This window comes from Paractinoplanes tereljensis, from assembly GCF_016862435.1.
In the GTDB taxonomy this organism is placed as follows: domain Bacteria; phylum Actinomycetota; class Actinomycetes; order Mycobacteriales; family Micromonosporaceae; genus Actinoplanes; species Actinoplanes tereljensis.
Genome location: NZ_BOMY01000048.1, coordinates 173,282 through 191,829 on the forward strand (window position 1 = coordinate 173,282; position 18,548 = coordinate 191,829).

The 18,548-nt window shown below is 67.5% G+C and carries 15 protein-coding genes; 10 read left to right on the forward strand and 5 right to left on the reverse strand.

The window, feature by feature from the left end; all coding sequences use genetic code 11:
- Positions 1-226 precede the first annotated feature (226 nt).
- The gene (locus Ate02nite_RS38085) at positions 227-793 is read left to right on the forward strand and encodes a hypothetical protein (protein ID WP_203812759.1); all 567 of its coding nucleotides are present in this window, start codon (positions 227-229) and stop codon (positions 791-793) included.
- A 19-nt stretch (positions 794-812) separates the two neighbouring features.
- Here the strand turns inward: Ate02nite_RS38085 and Ate02nite_RS38090 are convergent, their stop codons facing one another.
- The 5 genes from Ate02nite_RS38090 to dnaA form a co-directional block, all read right to left on the reverse strand.
- The gene (locus Ate02nite_RS38090; RefSeq protein WP_438871314.1) at positions 813-1,451 is read right to left on the reverse strand and encodes a DciA family protein; all 639 of its coding nucleotides are present in this window, start codon (positions 1,449-1,451) and stop codon (positions 813-815) included.
- A gap of 88 nt (positions 1,452-1,539) precedes the next feature.
- Positions 1,540-2,670, reverse strand: coding sequence for a DNA replication/repair protein RecF (recF, locus tag Ate02nite_RS38095; RefSeq protein ID WP_203812760.1), 1,131 nt, complete (start codon positions 2,668-2,670; stop codon positions 1,540-1,542).
- A gap of 6 nt (positions 2,671-2,676) precedes the next feature.
- A complete protein-coding gene (gene gnd, locus Ate02nite_RS38100; protein ID WP_203812761.1) occupies positions 2,677-3,549 on the reverse strand; it encodes a phosphogluconate dehydrogenase (NAD(+)-dependent, decarboxylating) in 873 nt (290 codons plus the stop codon).
- Positions 3,550-3,588: 39 nt separating this feature from the next.
- The gene (dnaN, locus tag Ate02nite_RS38105; protein WP_203812762.1) at positions 3,589-4,722 is read right to left on the reverse strand and encodes a DNA polymerase III subunit beta; all 1,134 of its coding nucleotides are present in this window, start codon (positions 4,720-4,722) and stop codon (positions 3,589-3,591) included.
- Positions 4,723-5,599: 877 nt separating this feature from the next.
- Positions 5,600-7,393 carry a chromosomal replication initiator protein DnaA gene (gene dnaA / locus Ate02nite_RS38110; RefSeq protein WP_203812763.1) on the reverse strand — a complete coding sequence of 598 codons (1,794 nt, stop codon included), beginning with the start codon at positions 7,391-7,393 and terminating at the stop codon, positions 5,600-5,602.
- A gap of 599 nt (positions 7,394-7,992) precedes the next feature.
- On the opposite strand from dnaA, the gene rpmH reads away from it, so the two are divergent.
- The 9 genes from rpmH to Ate02nite_RS38155 all read left to right on the forward strand — a co-directional run bounded on the left by rpmH (position 7,993) and on the right by Ate02nite_RS38155 (position 15,413).
- Positions 7,993-8,130: a 50S ribosomal protein L34 gene (gene rpmH / locus Ate02nite_RS38115; protein WP_097329385.1), complete on the forward strand. Its 138-nt coding sequence runs from the start codon at positions 7,993-7,995 to the stop codon at positions 8,128-8,130.
- Positions 8,131-8,164: 34 nt separating this feature from the next.
- Positions 8,165-8,518 (forward strand): ribonuclease P protein component, encoded by a 354-nt coding sequence (rnpA, locus tag Ate02nite_RS38120; RefSeq protein WP_203812764.1) that lies wholly within the window; start codon positions 8,165-8,167, stop codon positions 8,516-8,518.
- A complete protein-coding gene (yidD, locus tag Ate02nite_RS38125) occupies positions 8,518-8,775 on the forward strand; it encodes a membrane protein insertion efficiency factor YidD (protein WP_203812765.1) in 258 nt (85 codons plus the stop codon). The genes rnpA and yidD overlap by 1 nt, the downstream gene beginning before the upstream one ends.
- Before the next feature lies 1 nt (position 8,776).
- Entirely contained in the window at positions 8,777-9,811 is a 1,035-nt protein-coding gene (gene yidC / locus Ate02nite_RS38130) for a membrane protein insertase YidC (protein WP_203812766.1), read from the forward strand.
- Between the two features lie 120 nt (positions 9,812-9,931).
- The gene (locus Ate02nite_RS38135) at positions 9,932-10,504 is read left to right on the forward strand and encodes a Jag family protein (protein ID WP_203812767.1); all 573 of its coding nucleotides are present in this window, start codon (positions 9,932-9,934) and stop codon (positions 10,502-10,504) included.
- A gap of 224 nt (positions 10,505-10,728) precedes the next feature.
- Complete coding sequence (rsmG, locus tag Ate02nite_RS38140) at positions 10,729-11,535, forward strand: 16S rRNA (guanine(527)-N(7))-methyltransferase RsmG (RefSeq protein WP_307873297.1); 807 nt, start codon at positions 10,729-10,731, stop codon at positions 11,533-11,535.
- A gap of 651 nt (positions 11,536-12,186) precedes the next feature.
- On the forward strand, positions 12,187-13,545 hold the full coding sequence (locus Ate02nite_RS49600; RefSeq protein WP_438871315.1) for a ParA family protein: 1,359 nt from the start codon (positions 12,187-12,189) through the stop codon (positions 13,543-13,545).
- On the forward strand, positions 13,542-14,567 hold the full coding sequence (locus tag Ate02nite_RS38150; protein ID WP_203812769.1) for a ParB/RepB/Spo0J family partition protein: 1,026 nt from the start codon (positions 13,542-13,544) through the stop codon (positions 14,565-14,567). Before Ate02nite_RS49600 ends, Ate02nite_RS38150 begins: the two co-directional genes overlap by 4 nt.
- A gap of 387 nt (positions 14,568-14,954) precedes the next feature.
- Entirely contained in the window at positions 14,955-15,413 is a 459-nt protein-coding gene (locus Ate02nite_RS38155) for a DinB family protein (RefSeq protein WP_275422987.1), read from the forward strand.
- The last annotated feature ends 3,135 nt before the right edge of the window (positions 15,414-18,548 follow it).

Consider the following 18,548-nt stretch of genomic DNA (forward strand, 5'->3'; position numbering starts at 1 on the left):
CGTAGCGCGATCGGAGCCGCTACCCGCGTCTCCCCCTACACGGAACAGCCGCCCACCGCAACGGCACCTAATTTGGCTGTCGATCGTCACCGCGCGCCTGCCGGGCGGAGTCGCAACGCGCTGCGACACTGCCTCCCAACACCGGGCCGTGGTGTCGTAATCTCGCCCGCGCGGAACTGGTACATGGCTCAACGGTCGCGAGGCAGGTCGAGGAAGGATGGCCCCCATGGCGCATGACAAGGGGCTGGATAACGTCGCGGTGCACTGGCCCCGGACGAACCAGTACTACGACCCGGTGGCGCCGGCTGAGTTCGTCGACTTCGGGGCGGTCGCTGACGCTCCGGAGATCGCCGCGCCCACCGGGGCCCTCGCGCTGCACATCGCGAAGACCGGCACGGTGCGCGCCACGGCGTACACCGAGCTTGTTGACCTGCTGCTGGGCCTGGGTGGCGTGCTCTACGCGACGGACGCCGCGGCCGAGGACGAGGACCCGGTGATCGACCCGGACGGCTGCGCCTGGATCGCCGGCGGTCTGGAGCGATTCGTCGAGGGGCACGAGAAGTTCGGCGACCTGGTCACCTTCGACACCGTGGCCGAGGTGATGCGGACCGCGATCAACCAGGGCCGGCTGGCCGAGCAGCAGTTGCGCTGGCTGGAGAACCGGCTGGGCGCCCTGCGCGACGACGCCGGCAACGCGCCGCACTGGAGTTTCGCCCGCTCCGAACTGGCGATCCTGGCCGGTTTCTACCGTCGCTGCGCCGATCGCGGTTTCGCCGTTTTCGCCGATTACTGAACAAACACCCAAAACCCGCTCAGCCGTACGTATCTCGCGGGCCCCGGCCCTGCACCCGTCGTGGGCCCTTGCTCCACGACGGTGCCGCCGGACCGTGGATGTTGAGCTTGGTGACCACGTTGTGGCCGACCTCGGCGGCGATGCTCTTCAGCAGTTTCGCCGCCAGCATCCGCAGCTGGGTGGCCCAGGCGGTCGACTCGGCTTCGACGGTCAGCACGCCGGCGTCCAGCTTCACCGGCCGGCTGTGCTTGGCGATGTCCGCGCCGACGACTTTCTCCCAGGCGCCGAACACGGTCGCCTCGGCCTTCGGTTTCTCCCAGCCGCGGGCCTTCATGAGCTTTTCCAGCATCGCGCCGAACGGCTGCGGGTCGCGCGGGTCCGGACCGGGGCCCGAATAGCCGCGCAGTCGCCGCCCGTCGCCGGCCCCGGCACCGCGGCGGCGCGGGTTGGCGGCCGCGGCCCGCCGCTTGGTGAGGGCGGCGTCAAGCACCGCCCGGGCCAGGTCCGGCCCGGAAGCCCCCTCCGGCGCGCCGGGGACGGCCTCGGAAACACCCTCAGCGCCCTCCTGCGGGCCGCGAGCGCCTTCCGGCCGCCCGGACCCTGCCCGCGCACCCTCCGACGGCGCAGCGGGGCGTTGAGATCCACGACGGCCCTCCACCAACGGGCCCTCGTCCGGGAAGTCCGGTGGATGAGCCTGTGGAAAGTCGCCCTGGGGGAAGAACCGCTCGGCCGTCGGGTCGTAGTCGTCACGCGGCACGGGTCACCGTCCCGGTGGTCACGTCGAACCGGGCACCACTCAGCGCGGCCGGCACGTCCTCCGGGACCGCGCAGGTCACCAGCAGCTGCCCGGCGTCCGACACCAGGGCGGCCAGCCGGTCCCGGCGGCCGGCGTCCAGCTCGGCGAAGACGTCGTCGAGGACCAGCACCGGCTCGATCCCGTCCGAGCGCAGCAGGTCGTAGGCGGCCAGCCGCAGGGCGAGCGCGAACGACCAGGACTCGCCGTGACTCGCGTAGCCCTTGGCCGGCAGGTCGCCCAGCGCCAGGGTCAGGTCGTCGCGATGCGGGCCGACCAGGGTGGTGCCGCGCTCGGTCTCCGCGGTCCGCTTCTCCAGCAGCGCCGCGAGCAGCGCCTCTTCCAAGGCTGGGCGGTCCGGCACCAGGGCATCACCCAGGCCCGACGTGTACGCGATCGCGGCCGACGACCGGCCGGCCGCCACCGCGTCGTACGCCTTGGTCAGGTGCGGGCCGAGGGCCGCCACCAGCTCCAGCCGCCCGGCCAGTAGCTCGGCGCCGTGGTGGGCCAGGTGCTGATCCCAGACGGCCAGCGTGGAGAGGTCCTGGCCTCGGGTGCCGCCGACCTTGCGGGTCAGGTAGGCCGTGCGGAGCAGAGCGTTGCGTTGCTTGATCACCCGGTCGTAGTCGGCGCGGACCCCGGCGTACCGCGGCTGCCGGGCGACCAGCAGGTCGTCGAGATAGCGACGGCGGGTGGCCGGGTCACCGCGGACCAGTTCCAGGTCTTCCGGGGCGAACAGCACCATCCGCAGCGCACCCAGCACCTCGCGCGGGCGGCGCACCGGCGAACGGTTGAGGCGGGCCCGGTTGGCCCGGCCCGGAACGATCTCCAGCTCGACGAGCAGTTCGCGTCCATCGTGGACGACCGCGCACCGGATCACCGCCGACGCGGCGCCGGCCCGGACCAGCGGTGCGTCCATGGCCACCCGGTGACTGTCCAGAGTGGCCACGTAGCCGAGCGCCTCGATCAGGTTGGTCTTGCCCATGCCGTTCTGGCCGACCAGCACGGACACGCCCGGGTCGAGATCGACCGCTACCCGCTCGTACGAACGGAAGTCGGTGAGCTCGACCCGGCGGACGTACATGTCAATTCAGCTGACTACGGCGTGCCCACCGAACTGCTGGCGCAGTGCGGCGACGGCCTTCATGGCGGGCGAGTCGGGCTGACGGGACTCGAACCGGGTGAACAGCGAAGCCGCGATGACGTGCAGCGGCACGGCCAGGCGGACGGCCTCGTCGACGGTCCACCGGCCCTCGCCGGTGTCCTCGGCGTAGCCCTTCAGCTTGCCCAGCTCGGGGTCGCCGTCGAGAGCGCGGTCGAACAGGTCGAGCAGCCAGGACTTGACCACACTGCCCTCCCGCCAGCTCTTGAACGCCCCGGGCACGTTGTCCACGTACTCCGATGCCTCGAGCAGTTCCCAGCCCTCGGCGAAGGCCTGCATCATGCCGTACTCGATGCCGTTGTGGACCATCTTGGTGTAGTGACCGGCACCGACCGGGCCGGCGTGCACGAAGCCGAACTCGCCGGCCGGCTTCAGCGCCTCGAAGATCGGCATGGCCGTGGCGACGTTCTTGGCGTCGCCGCCGACCATCAGGGCGTACCCGTTCTGGCTGCCCCAGATGCCGCCGGAGACACCGCAGTCCATGTACCCGATGCCCTTGCTAGCGAGCCGGTCGGCCCGCGGCTTGTCGTCGGTGAACTTGGAGTTTCCGCCGTCGATGATCAGGTCACCGGCGGAGAGGAGTTCGCCGAGCTGGTCGATGGTGCTCTCGGTGATCTCGCCGGCCGGGACCATGGTCCACACCACTCGCGGAGCGGCGAGCTTCTCGACGAGTTCGGCAAGTGAGCTGACGTCCCGCTTGTCCGGGTGGTGATCGAATCCGACCACCTCGTGTCCCGCTGCGCGGATACGGTCGGCCATGTTGCCGCCCATCCGGCCGAGACCGATAAGGCCAAGCTGCATGGTGTTCCCCCTAGATGTGCGTTTCCCTCAGCCTCAGTATCAGCGAGTTACCCGGATCGGCATGATCAGATAGCGGTAACCGGTGACGATTTCGCCGTTTTCGCCTGCGGGGGAGATCACAGCGGGCTTGAAGGCGTCGACGAACGACAGCACGGCGTTGGGTGCGCCGAGGTTCTGCAGACCGTCGATCAGGTACTGCGGGTTGAAGCCGATCGTCAGCGCCTCACCGGTGAAGGTCGCTTCCATCGCCTCGCTGGCCCGCGCCTCCTCCGTCCCGCCGGCCTCGACGACCAGACCGTCCTCGCTGAAGCTCAGCAGCACCGGGGTGGTGCGCTCGGCCACCAGCGCGACCCGGCGGACCACCTCGACGAGGGCGGCGACGCCGACCCTGGCCTCAGCGTTGTGGCTGGCGGGGAACAGCGAGCGCACCGGAGGGTAATTCGCGCCGTCGAGCAGGCGACTGGTCGTGCGCCGGGTGCCACCGGCGAACCCGATCATGCCTTCGCCCGCGTTGCCCTGGGACAGCGCGAGCGTGACCGAGCCGCCGAGCGGGCCGAGGGTCTTGGCCGTGTCGTTCAGCGTCTTCGCCGGAACCAGCGAGTTCAGGCTGATGTCCGGGTCGTCGGGGTTCCACTCCAGCTCGCGCATGGCGAGCCGGTAGCGGTCGGTGGCGAGCATGGCCATCGACGAGCCGTTCAGCTCGATGCGCACACCGGTCATCATCGGCAGCGTCTCGTCGCGACCGGCCGCGATCGCCACCTGGGCGACGGCGGCCGCGAACGTGGCGGCGTCGACCGTGCCGGCGCTGGACGGCATCTCCGGCAGCGAGGGGTAGTCCTCCACCGGCATCGTCGGCAGCGTGAACCGGGCGCTGCCGCACACCAGCTCGAGATGCGCACCGACCGCGGCGATGTCGACCGGCTTGGCCGGTAGTGCCTTGGTGATCTCGGCGAGCAGACGCCCGGAGACCAGGGCGGCGCCGTCGGCGTCGGCCTGTACCTCAACGGTCACCTGGCTGGAGACCTCGTAGTCGAAGCCGGACACCTGCAACCGGCCATCGGTGACTCGCAGCATGACGCCCGCGAGCACCGGCACTGACGGGCGGCTCGGCAGGCTCTTGGCCGTCCAAGCGACCGCGTCGGCGAGTGCGTCTCGCTCCACCCGGAACTTCATGCTGTCCTCCGCGTCGCTTTCATATGTCGGGGCGTGGACCCCCACGAACTTTAGGGCGCGTGGCAAGCCGGTGCCTCCCCGGGCCTGCCGGTGCGAAGTGTGGCGAGCCGCCAGCGGCTCCATCCACAACATCCCCAACGCCGTTGATTGGTTTTTGTTCTCTTATAAAAAACTTCTAGTCGTCTTCATCGGTGCTGTGCAAAGTGTGGAGAACTCAAGTTCGTGCTGGTCAGCGGGTTATCCACCGGTGATTCACATGTGGGAAACCAGGGTACAAACCCCGGCCGTCGTCCACAGTCGTCGAGCTGACAAGGGTTGTCCACCGTTATCCACCGGCTATCCACCGGATATCCACCGGGTTTGTCCCCTGCCTTGTGGACAACGTTGGGACGGTACCGCCTCGTCGTCCCCAGAACCTTCAACAGGAAATCCACACTCCTCCACAGGCTGTGGGTGGCTTGGTTACCCCCTGTGTCTGTCCACATCGATTTCCCCAGAGTTTGTCCACACCTGTGGGCAACGGGTGACAAGGGTTTTCCACGGCTGGGGATAAAGGGCTGTGAACTCCTGTGAATTAGTGTGGATAACGTTGGCACGAGACGGTTGCGTTCTGACGTTGACATCCGGCCGTGAGCGTGGATCCGGGTCGGCCTGACTCGAACGTGGACAGCCGGGGAGTTATACACAGGCTGTGGGAAAAGGTATGGAAAACCCCAAAACGGCACTCTTCTGGGTGTCGAGACTTTCAGCCGGGAGCGTCCGGGCTCACTCCGCCCGGCGGCGCCGCACCGGGCGCAGGGGAACGCCGGGCCCTAAGTGCGCGGCCGGAACGGCGCGAGTGCGGTTGGGGACTGCGCTGCCGCGTACCCGAAAGGGCTTAGGTGTTTTGTTTGATGCGGTTGGTCAGCTCGGCGATCTGGTTGTAGAGCGAGCGACGCTCAGCCATGTGCTGACGGATTTTGCGGTCGGCGTGCATGACCGTGGTGTGGTCGCGGCCGCCGAAGGCCTGCCCGATGCGGGGCAGCGAGAGGTCGGTGAGTTCGCGACAGAGATACATCGCCACCTGGCGGGCATTGACGAGTACCCGGCTGCGGGAATGGCCGCGCAGGTCCTCCAGGCTCACGCCGAAGTAATCGGCGGTGGAGACCATGATCTGGTCGGCGGTGATTTCCGGGCCGGCGCCGTCCGGCATGAAGTCCCGCAGCACCTCTTCGGCCAGCGAAAGCTGCACGGCTGATCGGGTGAGGCTGGCGAAGGCTGTCACCCGGATGAGTGCGCCCTCGAGCTCGCGGATCGAGCTGGACACTCGGCTCGCGATGAACTCGAGGACGTCGTCGGGTGCGTACATCCGTTCCTGGGCGGCCTTCTTCTGGAGGATCGCGATGCGCGTCTCCAGGTCGGGCGGCTGGATGTCGGCGAGCAGGCCCCACTCGAAGCGGGTGCGCATGCGGTCTTCCAATGTGGCCAGTTGCCGCGGACTGCGGTCGGAACTGATCACGATCTGCTTGTTCGCGTTGTGCAGCGTATTGAAGGTGTGGAAGAACTCTTCCTGGGTGCGCTCGCGGTTTTCCAAGAACTGGATGTCGTCGATCAGCAGGATGTCGACGTCGCGGTAGCGCCGCTGGAACGCCTGGGTCTTGTCGTCCCGCAGGCTGTTGATGAAGTCGTTGGTGAATTCCTCAGTGGACACGTATCGGACGCTTCGCGCGTGGCCCAGCGTGGTGGCGTAGTGACCGATCGCATGTAAGAGGTGTGTCTTGCCGAGACCCGAGCTGCCGTAGATGAAGAGCGGGTTGTAGGCCTTCGCCGGTGATTCGGCGACGGCGACCGCGGCGGCGTGCGCGAAACGGTTGGACGAACCGATGACGAACGTCTCGAACATGTACTTCGGGTTGAGGCGATTGCCGTCGTTCGTGCCGCGCGGATTGCTGGACGGACGGATGTCGAGCGGCGCCCGGCCCGGACCGTTGTCGCCGCGAATCGGCAGTGCGTCGTCGACAAGCGTCGGACGGTCGTCGGGACGGCGCGAGTTGTCGCGCATCTGACCGGAGTTGGAGGCCATCCGATGCGGAGCGGCGTCGTTCTCGTGGTCCATCGGGTTGCGGCCCGTCGGTGCCTGCGGCGCCGATTGCATCGGCCGCGTGGGCGGCATCGATTGCATCGGCGCCGGGTGATGGCTGGCCGGCGGGCCCGGGTCGGCGAAGAGCGCCTCCTGGCCACCGCGCGCGGTCGGCACATTCCGGTACGACGGGGGTGCGGAATGCTGGTTGTCCGTGTACGGGTCGTGGCCGTACACGGGGAGCTGCTCCGGTTGCCGCGGCTCGGCCTCGGCGTAGTGCCGGGGCTGCGGCTCCTCGGCGGGTGACTCGACCGGGGTGCCGTAGACGGTGCCGGGCAATCCCGTTCCGTCTTCCGGGGGCTTCACGGTGACGGCGACCTGTATCGGCCGGTTCAGCCGGCGGCTCAGCGCCTCGGTGATCGCGGGGCGCAGCCGGGACTCGATCACATCCCGGGTGAAGGCGTCGGGAACAGCCAGCAGCGCGGTGTCCTCGACGATGGCGCGCAGCTTCGTCAGCTGCAGATAGGCGCGCTGCTGCGGCGACGAGATCTCGTCGGCCAGCTCGTCGAGCGTCGCCTTCCACACACCGCCCAGGTCAGCCTGATCGGCCACCGCCGCGCCACCCCCATCGCCACCGACCCCCGGTGGACCTTGTCCGGCCTTACCGCCTCTGCTCCGCCGCCACCCAACTCGGGCGGCGACATCCCCCCAATCCAGCACCACATTTAACGTGCTGAACACGTTCGACGCCACCGGTTGTCCACAGGTTATCCACAACCTGTGCACGCGCCGACGGTCACTCCCCCGATCGGACGGTCGGCAGGACATCCCGGAGCCTGGAAACGGCACGGTTGAACAGGCTCACCGTGCGAACGATTGACCTGCTTGTCCGGTTTTGCTCCGGTACGTCGTGGTATGCACAGAGCGTTGATGACCAGCAAACGGGCACGCTAACAGCGAGGTTGCCGAAGCTACAACTGTCGCACCGCCGGGCAAGCACGCTAGATCGGGAAAAGATTCACGAAGCGCGCACAGGGACGAGCGGTTCATCTCGTCAGACGGCGTGCCGGATCCCGATATAGTTGACCAACATCGCTGCCCTGCGTAGGGTCGAGCGGTTGCTCCGCCGCGTTCTGATAAAGTGGCGTCTTGCAGCCTGCTAGCCTGCCTGCACTTGGCCCCTGGACGTTGTAGGAATACGGAGTAATGACGTGAGCAAGCGCACCTACCAGCCGAACAACCGCCGGCGTGCCAAGACCCACGGCTTCCGGCTGCGGATGCGCACCCGTGCAGGTCGTGCCATCCTGGCTGCCCGCCGCGGCAAGGGCCGCGACAAGCTGTCGGCCTGAGCCGGCGGCTGTCGGGCCGGATGCCCAGGTAGTCATGCTGGCCGCCGCGCAGCGGATACGGCATAGCACTGACTTCGCCGCGACGATTCGCGGTGGCCGCAGGGTCGGTCGGGGCACGGTCGTCGTTCATCTGCTTCTTGAGGAGCCGGTGCGAGCCTCCACGGCACGCGCCGGCTTCGTCGTATCCAAGGCGGTAGGCAACGCGGTGGTCCGTAACAAGGTCCGCCGCCGGCTCCGCCACCTGGTCCGGCCGCTCCTGATCGACCTGCCCGGCGGGTCGTCGCTGGTGGTGCGGGCGCTGCCCAAGGCGGCCGAGGCCTCGTTCGAGACCCTCGGCGGTGACCTCGAGGCGGCCCTGGCGGCGGCACGTAAACCAAGGCGGCAGTGATGAGCGTTCTTGCCCGAGTGCTGACCGCGATGGTCGTCGCGTACCGTCGTTATGTGAGTCCGGCGCTGCCGGCCCGCTGTCGGTTCTATCCCTCGTGCAGTGCGTACGGCCTGGAGGCGCTGGCTAAGCACGGTGCGGTGCGAGGGACAGGGTTGACGGTCTGGCGGATCATGCGCTGTCACCCCTTCCACCCTGGCGGGTACGACCCGGTGCCTGACCCGATCCGTCACCGTCCTGCCGATGTGACTGGAGCTTGAATTGAGCCTCGACTGGATCTACTACGCGATTTCGTGGATCCTCCTGCGCTGGCACGCCTTGTGGGACGCCATCGGAATCCCGACCGACAAGTTCCTCGGGACCAACTGGTCCTGGGTGCTGGCCATCGTCTTCCTGGTGGTGACGGTCCGCGTCATCCTCTTCCCGGTCTTCGTCAAGCAGATCAAGAGCCAGCGCGCCATGCAGGCGCTGCAGCCCAAGGTCAAGGCCCTTCAGGAGAAGCACAAGGGTGACCGGGAGACGCTCCAGAAAGAAATGATGGAGCTCTACAAGACCGAGAAGGCCAACCCGCTCATGGGCTGCCTTCCGATGTTCTTGCAGATCCCCGTCTTCCTGGGCCTGTTCCACACCCTGCGCCGGCTGAACCCGTCGAACACCCAGACCACGCTGTACGGGTGGACGACCGAGCAGTTCCGGGACGCCACCCACGCGTCGCTGTTCAACGCGCCGCTCGCGTCGAAGTTCGGGTCGACCGCGGACGAGCTTGCCGCGCTTCAGGCCAACAGCACGACCGTGAAGGTCATCGCCGGTGTCCTGGTCCTGATCATGATGGCCAGCACCTACGCGACCAGCCGCCAGATGATCCTCAAGACCGGCTGGGCCGAGGACCCGCAGCAGAAGATGATCCAGCGCCTGATGCTGTACGGCATCCCGCTGTCGCTGCTGATCTCCGGTTCGCTGTTCCCGATCGGTGTCATCATCTACTGGGTCACGAACAACCTGTTCACCCTGGCCCAGCAGCAGTGGGTGCTCCGCAAGTTCCCGCCGCCGCAGATGGCCGGCAAGAACGGCAGCGCCCCCAAGAGCACCGGCCCGCCGGTCAAGTCGGCCGGCTCGAACGCGCCGAAGAGCCCGGTTCAGCCCGGCACCCGCACCGGTGGCCTGTTCGGCCGCAACAAGGCGCAGGCCGAGCCGGAGACCCCGGTGGTCGACACCAAGAAGCTCGCGCCGCGGCCCGGTGCCAAACCGGTGAATCCGAAGAAGGGCACCCGACCAGCGAGTAAACCCAAGGGATGATCGCGGCTCGGGCGCCGAACGGCGCCCGAGCGCTCCCCTTGCACTGAACCTCCCCGCGGGTGCCGCCGCGGGAACAGCGGACCGAGCAGGTCCGGCCCGATTGAGTACGGAGATGAGCCCGTGACCGACACCAGCACTCCCGAATCTTCGGTCTCCGCCGCGACTTCCTCTGAGGCTGCGGCCTCGGAGGAGACGGCCGAGGAGACCAAGAAGTCGGAGACCGTCACCTCCGAGAGTGACCTGTTCAAGCAGAGCGAGGTCGCTGCCGACTACATCGAGGGGCTGCTGGACATCCTCGACTACGACGGCGACATCGACGAGCTGATATCGGGCGGCCGGCCGATGGTCGAGGTGGTCGGGGGCCGGCTGCAGCCGCTCGTCGGCCAGCGCGGAGCGACGCTGGAAGCTCTGCAGGAACTCACCCGCCTGGCGATCTTCCGGGCGACCGGTTCGCCGAGCCGGCTGCTCCTCGACATCGGCGGGTACCGCGCGTCCCGCCGCAAGGAACTGGCCGCTGTCGCCCGCAACGCCGTCGAGAAGGTCAAGGAGCACGGTGACCCCGTGCGTCTCGAGCCGATGTCGGCGTTCGAGCGCAAGTGCGTGCACGACGTGGTCAACGCGATCAGCGGCGTGCAGAGCGAGTCGGAGGGCGTCGAGCCCAGCCGCCGGATCGTGGTTCGGGCGGCCGACTGACGATGACCGACCCACGCTACGGCGCGGGTGACCTCGGCCCGGGCGAGTCGTCGCCCGGGCCGTCGTCTTTCCCGGGCCGCTCTTCCTCCGGTGCCGGCGGTGGCCGCCGGCCTCTCGCATTTCCGGGGCGGCCGGCGTCGGCTGCTCGATCTGCCTCGTCGGCGCCCGCCTCTTCCCGAAAGGGCAGGTCGTCGGCCCCGCCGGACTTGCCCACAGTCTCTGAGTTGCCTTCCGGTGCTTCCGCGCCTTCCGCGGATGGCCCGGCTGCCGACGGCTTGCCTCCGGCGGACATCGCGGAGGTGGCTCGACGCGTCTTTGGTGAGCGGTTTGACCTGGCGGTGGCTTTCGCGCGGCTGCTGGTCACGGACGGGGTCGTGCGGGGATTGATCGGACCGCGGGAGGCTCCGCGGATCTGGGAACGGCACTTGGTGAATTGTGCCGTTGTGTCCGAGATGATCCCTATTGGCGCTTCTGTGGTCGATGTCGGTTCCGGTGCGGGTTTGCCCGGTATCGTGCTTGCAGTGGCGCGGCCAGATCTCCGGATCACCCTGGTCGAGCCGCTGGCACGACGTACCGCCTTCCTGACCGAAGCGGTTGCCGAGCTTGGTCTCTCGACCGTCGAGGTCGTACGGGGCCGGGCCGACGACGTCGTGGGTAGTGCGGCGGCCAATGCCGACGTCGTCACCGCGCGGGCGGTGGCACCGCTTGATCGGCTCGCGGGGTGGTGTCTTCCGCTGGCCGGCGTCGGCGGGAGGCTGCTCGCGCTCAAGGGCGCGTCGGCGGAGGACGAGATTGCGGAGCACTGGGCGGTCGTTGCCGAACTGGGCGGCGGCGAACCGGTTCTCCGGCTCTGCGGGATGGGTCTCATCGACCCGCCCACGACGGTCGTGGAGATCGTCAAGGAGCGTGCGGTCAAGCCCGTGCCTTCGGGGCCGAAGCCACCGTCCGGACGGGCGGCGGATACGGGGCGCGGTGCCGGTGGCAGGTCCGGTGGGCGAGGGTCCGGGCGAGGGAGTACGCGGAGGGGATAGATGGCCAGGCGGGGCGCGCGGAAGAGACACGTCAAGGACCGACGTCCCGATCAGGCCAGTGGTCTGCCTTCACCGTCTGCGGGGACCGGTGAGCCCGAGCCCGTGGAAGTGCGTGCGGCCGGGCGGCGCCCTGGGGCCGGTTCTGGCCGGCGGTCGGCTGCGGGACCGGTTGCCTGGGACTTGCCCCTTCCCGTCCGCGGGGAGTCGCCGGGATCGGAGTCTTCCCGGGCTGAGGCCGAACCTGTGGGGTCGGCCGAGTCGGTGCATATGCGGGTAGGGGCCGGCGTCTCTGGTTCCGGCGACGCGGTATCTGATGGCCTTATATCCACTGCTCAGGATTCAGCCGACGGTCCGGACGGCGAGCAGGCTCTGAAGTCGGGGGACGGGACTGCTTCTACGCGTACACCTGAAGTGGGTGTTGCGGGGTTTTCTGATGATTTCGGTGGGGAAACCGCGGAGGCGGGCGCGGCGCCTGACGCCGCCGCATTGCGGCTGGTGTCGGGCGTGATGGTCTTTGCGGCGCCGTCCGTGGATGATCTGTCTGCGTTGCGCGCGCCTCATCAGACGGACGGCCGTGGCGAGCCTCGCCCGACGGCCGTAGGCTGGCCGGGCGTCGATAGTGTGGACCGGTCTTCTACCGCCGGAACGCGCGTGTCGCCTACCGACCCGTTCCTCACCAACAGGGATAAAACGGTGCATGAGTACGGTGTTTCACGTGAAACCGAGTCGTCTCTTGGGCCTGGTTGGCCCTCCGGAGTGGGTCATGTCGGGCCTGCCGGCGCGTACTCCCTTGACCAGGGTGTGCCGTCGCCACGCGTAGGAAGCGGACATTTGCCACAATCCTCCGCGGGGCAAGTTTATGGCACACCTGCGCCGAAGCCCGGGCCGGAGGATCCTCGCCGTTCGCCCGCGCCGGCGCCGCGGTCGGCGCCCCCAGCGGTCTCGGCACCGGTTCCGGTGTCAGCCGCACCGGTGTCCTCCGCGCCCACGTCGGGCGGGCCGATCGCGCCTACCTCGGGTGGACCTGTCGCGCCGACATCCGGCGGACCGGTCACGCCCGCAGGGCCCTCGTTCGGCCCGGCGAGCGTCACCCTCGACGCTGACGAGCATGTTTCACGTGAAACGCCGGGCCAGGATGAAGACGATCCGCCGCTAGCCATGGAAGCGTTGCGAGCTGTGCAGATCCTCAACCCGAGCGGCGAAATCACCATGCCGCGTCCGGACCACCCGAGGGTGCTCTGCGTCGCGAATCAGAAGGGCGGCGTCGGCAAGACGACCACGACCGTGAACCTCGCGGTTGCCCTGGCGCTGCACGGTAACCGCGTGCTCGTCGTCGACCTTGACCCGCAGGGCAACGCTTCCACCGGTCTTAACGTCCCGCACCACGCCGGCGTACCGGACGTCTATGACTGCCTGATCGACAACGTGCCGTTGTCCGAGGTCGCCCAGCCCGTGGAGGGCATTCCGAATCTCTACTGCGTGCCGGCCACGATCGACCTGGCCGGTGCGGAGATCGAGCTGGTGTCGGTGGTAGCGCGCGAGTCCCGGCTGGCCCGGGCGATCGCTGCGCACCCGGAGAAGTTCGACTACGTCTTCATCGACTGCCCGCCTTCGCTCGGCCTGCTGACGGTCAATGCGCTCTGCGCGGCGCAGGAGGTGCTGATCCCGATCCAGTGCGAGTACTACGCCCTGGAAGGCCTGAACCAACTGATCAACAACATCAATCTGGTACGGCAGCACCTGAACCCAACGCTCGACGTCTCGACCATCCTGCTGACGATGTACGACCGGCGTACCCGGCTGGCCGACGCCGTCGAGCAGGACGTGCGTAACCACTTCGGCACCAAGGTGCTGAACGCTGTCATCCCGCGGAACGTCCGAGTGTCGGAGGCTCCGAGTTACGGCCAATCCGTGATGACCTACGATCCCGGATCAAGGGGCGCGACCAGCTACTTCGAGGCCGCCCTGGAGATCGCGATGCGTGGCGTCAGCACAGGAGGCACGGCATGAAGAACCGTCCACGGGGCGGCCTGGGCCGCGGCCTGGGCGCGTTGATCCCGACGGCTCCGGCTCCGGCTGTCGATACCTCTTCGCCGCCGGTTGCGCTTTCGTCGGCGCCGATCCCGCCGCCCTCGGCGCCGGCGTTCGAGGACACCGCTCCCGCCTATGTGTCGTCGCCGGTCACGGACGGATTGGCGCCGGTTCCCGGAGCTCGCTTCGCCGAGCTGTCGGTTACCGCGATCGAGCCCAACGCCAAGCAGCCTCGGCACGTCTTCGACGAGGAGGCGCTGGAGGAACTCAAGACCTCGATCACCGAGGTTGGGTTCCTGCAGCCGATCGTCGTGCGCGATCTGGGCGATGGTCGCTATGAGCTCGTCATGGGTGAGCGTCGGTGGCGGGCTGCGCAGGCGATCGGGCGGGAGACCATCCCGGCGATCATCCGGGAGACTCGCGACGACGCGATGCTGCGGGACGCGCTGCTGGAGAACATCCACCGGGCGAACCTGAACCCACTTGAAGAGGCGGCCGCCTATCAGCAGCTGCTCGAGGAGTTCGGGGCTACGCACGAGGAGCTGGCGAGGCGCATAGGGCGCAGTCGCCCGCAGATCTCCAACACGATTCGGCTGCTGAACCTGCCGGCTCCGGTGCAGCGGCGAGTCGCCGCCGGGGTGCTGTCGGCCGGGCACGCGCGGGCGTTGCTCGGGCTGGACGACAAGGATGCCCAAGAGAAGCTCGCGCTGCGGATCGTGGCCGAAGGTCTGTCGGTGCGCGCGACCGAGGAGCTGGTGTCGCTGGCGCTGTCGGACGGGCCGGCGAAGAAGGCGGCTCCGACGCGCCGGGCGAAGGTGCACGCGCCGGCACTGAACGAGTTGGCGGATCGACTGTCCGACCGTTTCGACACCCGAGTGAAAGTCGACATCGGCCGGAACAAGGGGAAGATCACCATCGAGTTCGCCACTGTCGATGACCTTGAGCGGATCGTCGGGATGATCGGGGTCGAGGAAGAGGGTTCGGGCGCCGAAGAGGAGTGAGAGATCGCTTCGGGTTCCCGTTTGGTCGTCCGGCAAAGGCACGTGACACGTCATGTGCCTTTCTTGGTTTTTGGGAGTCTTTCTCGGTATTTGGGGCTTTAGCCGGTTCCGAGGTGGTTTGAAGGCCTTTAGATTTGCCCCAAGGTCCGGATCCGACCCCTCCCGAAATCCCAGGAGAATGGCTCTGACAGAACCGAAACGGAGACTCTCCCCTGCTTGATGTTGATCATCATCAAAGGGTGTGCGCCGACGCTCACGATCTTGTTCAATGGGCACGCCCGCGACGGCTTCATGCCGTCATGGGTATGTAGAGACGTCGGTATCTGATGGGAGCCGTGAATGGTTGTCGAGCGACCCGATCCGCCTCGGAGTGGTAGCGAGCGAGAGATGCTTCGAGTGTTCCTCGACTTCCATCGATCGACCCTGGCGATGAAGTGCGAGGGGCTGTCCGACCAAGATTTGCGATCACGGTCTATGCCACCGTCGACGCTGACTCTGCTCGGGTTGGTCCGGCACATGGCCGAGGTCGAGCGAACCTGGTTCCGTCGAGTGATCGACGCCGAGGACGTGCCACTGGTGTGGTCCTCGGAAGGCGACTTCCAAGCGGCGTACGACGCGAGCTCGTCGACCAGGTCCGAGGCCTTCGCGGCATGGGAGGCCGAAGTGGCAAAGGCGCGAGAGATCGAGGCCGGCGCCGAGTCCCTGGACGTCATGGGCCACCAGCCACGCTGGGGCGAAGACGTGTCCCTCCGCTTCGTAATGCTGCACATGATCCACGAATACGCTCGCCACAACGGCCACGCCGACTTCCTACGAGAGGGAGTCGACGGCACCGTCGGCGCCTAACATGCCCGTCTGCTATTGCTGTTGTCCTCCAAGTCGCGGTGCGTCTCGGCACTAGGTATGGGCGCGGAGGGGGTCAATGCCATGCGCTTGGCCTCCGTGCGGTCGGTGCTTGACGGGACCGACAGACCTCGCGTGCGTCCGCCTCTGAGGCTGGATCCGGTCTCGCTGGCGGCGTCAACATCAGCGGGCACTTGCTGGTCTCCCGGCTAATTTGCTCCGCGGATGGGCGCTCTTTGTGCTGTCCCGGCGATCTCGTTCGGCATTATGGATGTTTGGTTTTGGCTGGGCCGTTGTTCAGTGCTTGTCGCTGACATCCTCCTGGGCACTGCGCGACTGAGATTGAGCCCGAAGCTGCACTGGTGTGTCCCGGCCGAATGCAACCGCCGGGCGTCACGCATCGCCGGCGATGCGGCTATGCCTTGCAAGCTGGAGCCGTCCGTAGCGTGGCTTAGGGATGACGCCCTCCGGTTGAGGTAATGGCGGTGAGGGGGTGACTGGCGTCTGCGCAGTGATCTCTGATGTTTCACGTGAAACGAGCCTGGGGCTCGGCTCTCCGAGCGAGGCAGATCGCAACTGAGCCTCGGATTGGTTGTTGAGGCCCGGCTGTCGCGTCGTCGCCACGGGCGCTCAAACCATCCTGGCGGCCGCGATGCCACGGCCTTGGACGTCCCCTCGTTCGCCTCGACCAGCTGCACGTCGGCGACCACGGAGAACCAGAACGAAGGCTCTGTCCATGGACCCGATCTAGACCACGCCGGACATCGCGCAGTCAGCACGGCTCTGTCCGCGGTCGGGACGCTTCGTTATTCGCCGCATGTTCTGAGGGCAGCGTCAGTTATGACGCGGATGGCGACCTGGGCCAGTCGGCCTGATGTTCGGGGACCAGGGCACGCCCGGCTCCTATTCTCGATCCGCCGTCTTGCGCTGTCGCCGTGTCGCGCCGCTGCGGTGTCGCGCTGCCGCCGTGTCGCGCTGCCGTGGTGTCGTCCTGCGGCCGTGTCGCCGTGCCACTACGGCAGTTCTGCCCACCACCGAGTTCCGTGCAGTCGCCGGCCGGGTCGCCTTCCCAGCGCCCTGCGGAGGTGGATGGGCTCGCCTAGTCGATCGGAGATCGCCGGCCGGCGTCGATCACCGAGAGAACGCCGGCCCAGCGTCGGCCGCAGAACAGTTCCTTGCTCGAGACAGGTGGCCCACCTCGAGCCGAGTCGTCACCTCTACGCCGGCATCTCGGGCGCAAACCAACTGGACGATCGCCGTGCCGGCCTCGTCGAATTGGCCATCCGCCGCCAGGGCCCAACTAGGGGTCGGCGGGCTGTAGTTCGGCGATGCTCTGTTGACGGGCGCAAGAAGGGTGCTCTTCCCAGCGTTGTCAGATCCAACAGTCGCTGGGCGCTGGGCGCTGTTTCACGTGAAACCTCGCCCTAGAAGATCCCTGCAAAGGCGTCATGAGCGAGCTGCCGTTCTCCCTTGCGACGGATCCTCCAGACCTGCCGGCGCCTGACATTGCGGAGTGTGCCGCCACCGGTCTTCGGCCCTGCTGGCTCCAAGAGCGCCATTGCAGATAGTCCGCATTGGGTGCCGTCGGCAAAACTCGAGCTTCCCGGCCTCTGGATGCCCGCGCCCTAGGTCGGCCCCCTTCGCGGATGATCCGCTTCCTGCTGAAGAAGCCAGAGTGTCGGGCCATGATCGTCGAAGCACGGACTTCGGAGGAGCGGGGTAGAGACCATCAACCGCGAGGCTACAGACCGCTCGGCGAGCAGGGCGAGTGCTGCACCTGCACGGGCGCCGGGACATTGTGCAATCTGGAGGAGCCGCGAGCCCTGCGAGCGCGGCGGCTGGCGTGCCGAAGATCCGCAAATCAGGGCTGTGTGACCGCGGCGGTGTGACCCCGGCGGTGTGATCGCAGAGGCGTGAGCGCCTGCACGTCGGACGGCGGCGAGAGCGGAAGGTGTGGCACGTCCAGAAGTAGGGGGGCGGCCCTTGGCGGGATGCAGGTACCGGAGCGTCAGGACCGGCCGCCCCGCGAAGGCCGGGCCTTTGTTGCTGTCTTCCTCAGTCCTGCAGAGAGACTTCCGAAGCAAGCCTGGAGCGCCAGTCTCCTGAGTTCGCGGGGCCTTCGGTGGGGGTGGCGTCGGGGAGGGGCTGAGCGTTGGGTGATCGAGGTTATTCAGTGATGGTCGAGTAAAGGCATTCTTCGGGAGCCCGGCAGCCGGTAGGCGAACACCGACAGCCGGCCGCCATGGTGCGGAGTCCTCCGGCGCCGACGTGGTCGTGGCTGGTTGTGAGAGCTAGCGCCTTACGACCTCGCTCGTCTGGCTAGGCGTAAGGCGGTCTAATGGCCCAACTGTATTCAAGTGGCCGGCACGCCCCATGTGGGTCGCTCTGAAGCCGGCGTTCTGCGTAGTCGGCGCCGTTCCACTCCGCCCGTTCACTCCGAGCTGGCTCTGCCACTCGAACCTTCGAAACGTCGCGCTTCGCAAGGCGGCAGTGAGGACCGCCTGCGTGGCGGTTTCCCAAAACCGGACGACGTGGAAGTCCGATTTTGAGTCGCACTGTTTCACGTGAAACGGAAGACGCCAGAGGTGATCAGGAACTGGGTGGAACGGCAGGACGGGCTTCCCAGCCAAGCCCGACAGGGCCCGATGAATAAGCGGCGAGAAGTAGGAGCCAGGCCCGTGAGGCGCCGGACGAGAGGCCGAGCTTCGGCGCGCCCGCAGCCATGTCAGGAGATGCCGGAATCTATCCAGCGACGGCCAGCGGCCGCCCAACCTCAGGCGACTGCCATCTCACCAACGGAACCCAGGCACCGCAGACGGTACGAAGAACGCTGCCAGAACTTCGGTTGCATACGCCGAAGTCTCCCGAGTGGGCCGCGCCCGAGGCCTGTGTGGCGGCGCTGGCCGAAGCCCGGCGGGTCGCGATCAGCGTGCAAAGCGCGCCCGCGCGTCCGGCACTCCTGCGGATGCCCGCTGCCGAGGGCGAAGTTCTTGGGCCTCTATACCTCGCACTGTTGTTTCACGTGGAACACCCGCGCAGACTCCCTCGGAGACCGGAGACCGGAGACCGGAGACCGGAGACCGGAGACCGGAGACCGGAGACCGGAGACCGGAGACCGGAGACCGGAGACCGGAGACC

Bases quoted from the DNA above. Each gene is read 5' to 3' on its own strand.
- Ate02nite_RS38085 (WP_203812759.1), top strand. From the start codon at position 227: ATGGCGCATGACAAGGGGCTGGATAACGTCGCGGTGCACTGGCCCCGG.
- recF (WP_203812760.1), bottom strand. From the start codon at position 2,670: ATGTACGTCCGCCGGGTCGAGCTCACCGACTTCCGTTCGTACGAGCGG.
- gnd (WP_203812761.1), bottom strand. From the start codon at position 3,549: ATGCAGCTTGGCCTTATCGGTCTCGGCCGGATGGGCGGCAACATGGCC.
- dnaN (WP_203812762.1), bottom strand. From the start codon at position 4,722: ATGAAGTTCCGGGTGGAGCGAGACGCACTCGCCGACGCGGTCGCTTGG.
- rnpA (WP_203812764.1), top strand. From the start codon at position 8,165: ATGCTGGCCGCCGCGCAGCGGATACGGCATAGCACTGACTTCGCCGCG.
- yidD (WP_203812765.1), top strand. From the start codon at position 8,518: ATGAGCGTTCTTGCCCGAGTGCTGACCGCGATGGTCGTCGCGTACCGT.
- Ate02nite_RS38150 (WP_203812769.1), top strand. From the start codon at position 13,542: ATGAAGAACCGTCCACGGGGCGGCCTGGGCCGCGGCCTGGGCGCGTTG.
- Ate02nite_RS38155 (WP_275422987.1), top strand. From the start codon at position 14,955: ATGCTTCGAGTGTTCCTCGACTTCCATCGATCGACCCTGGCGATGAAG.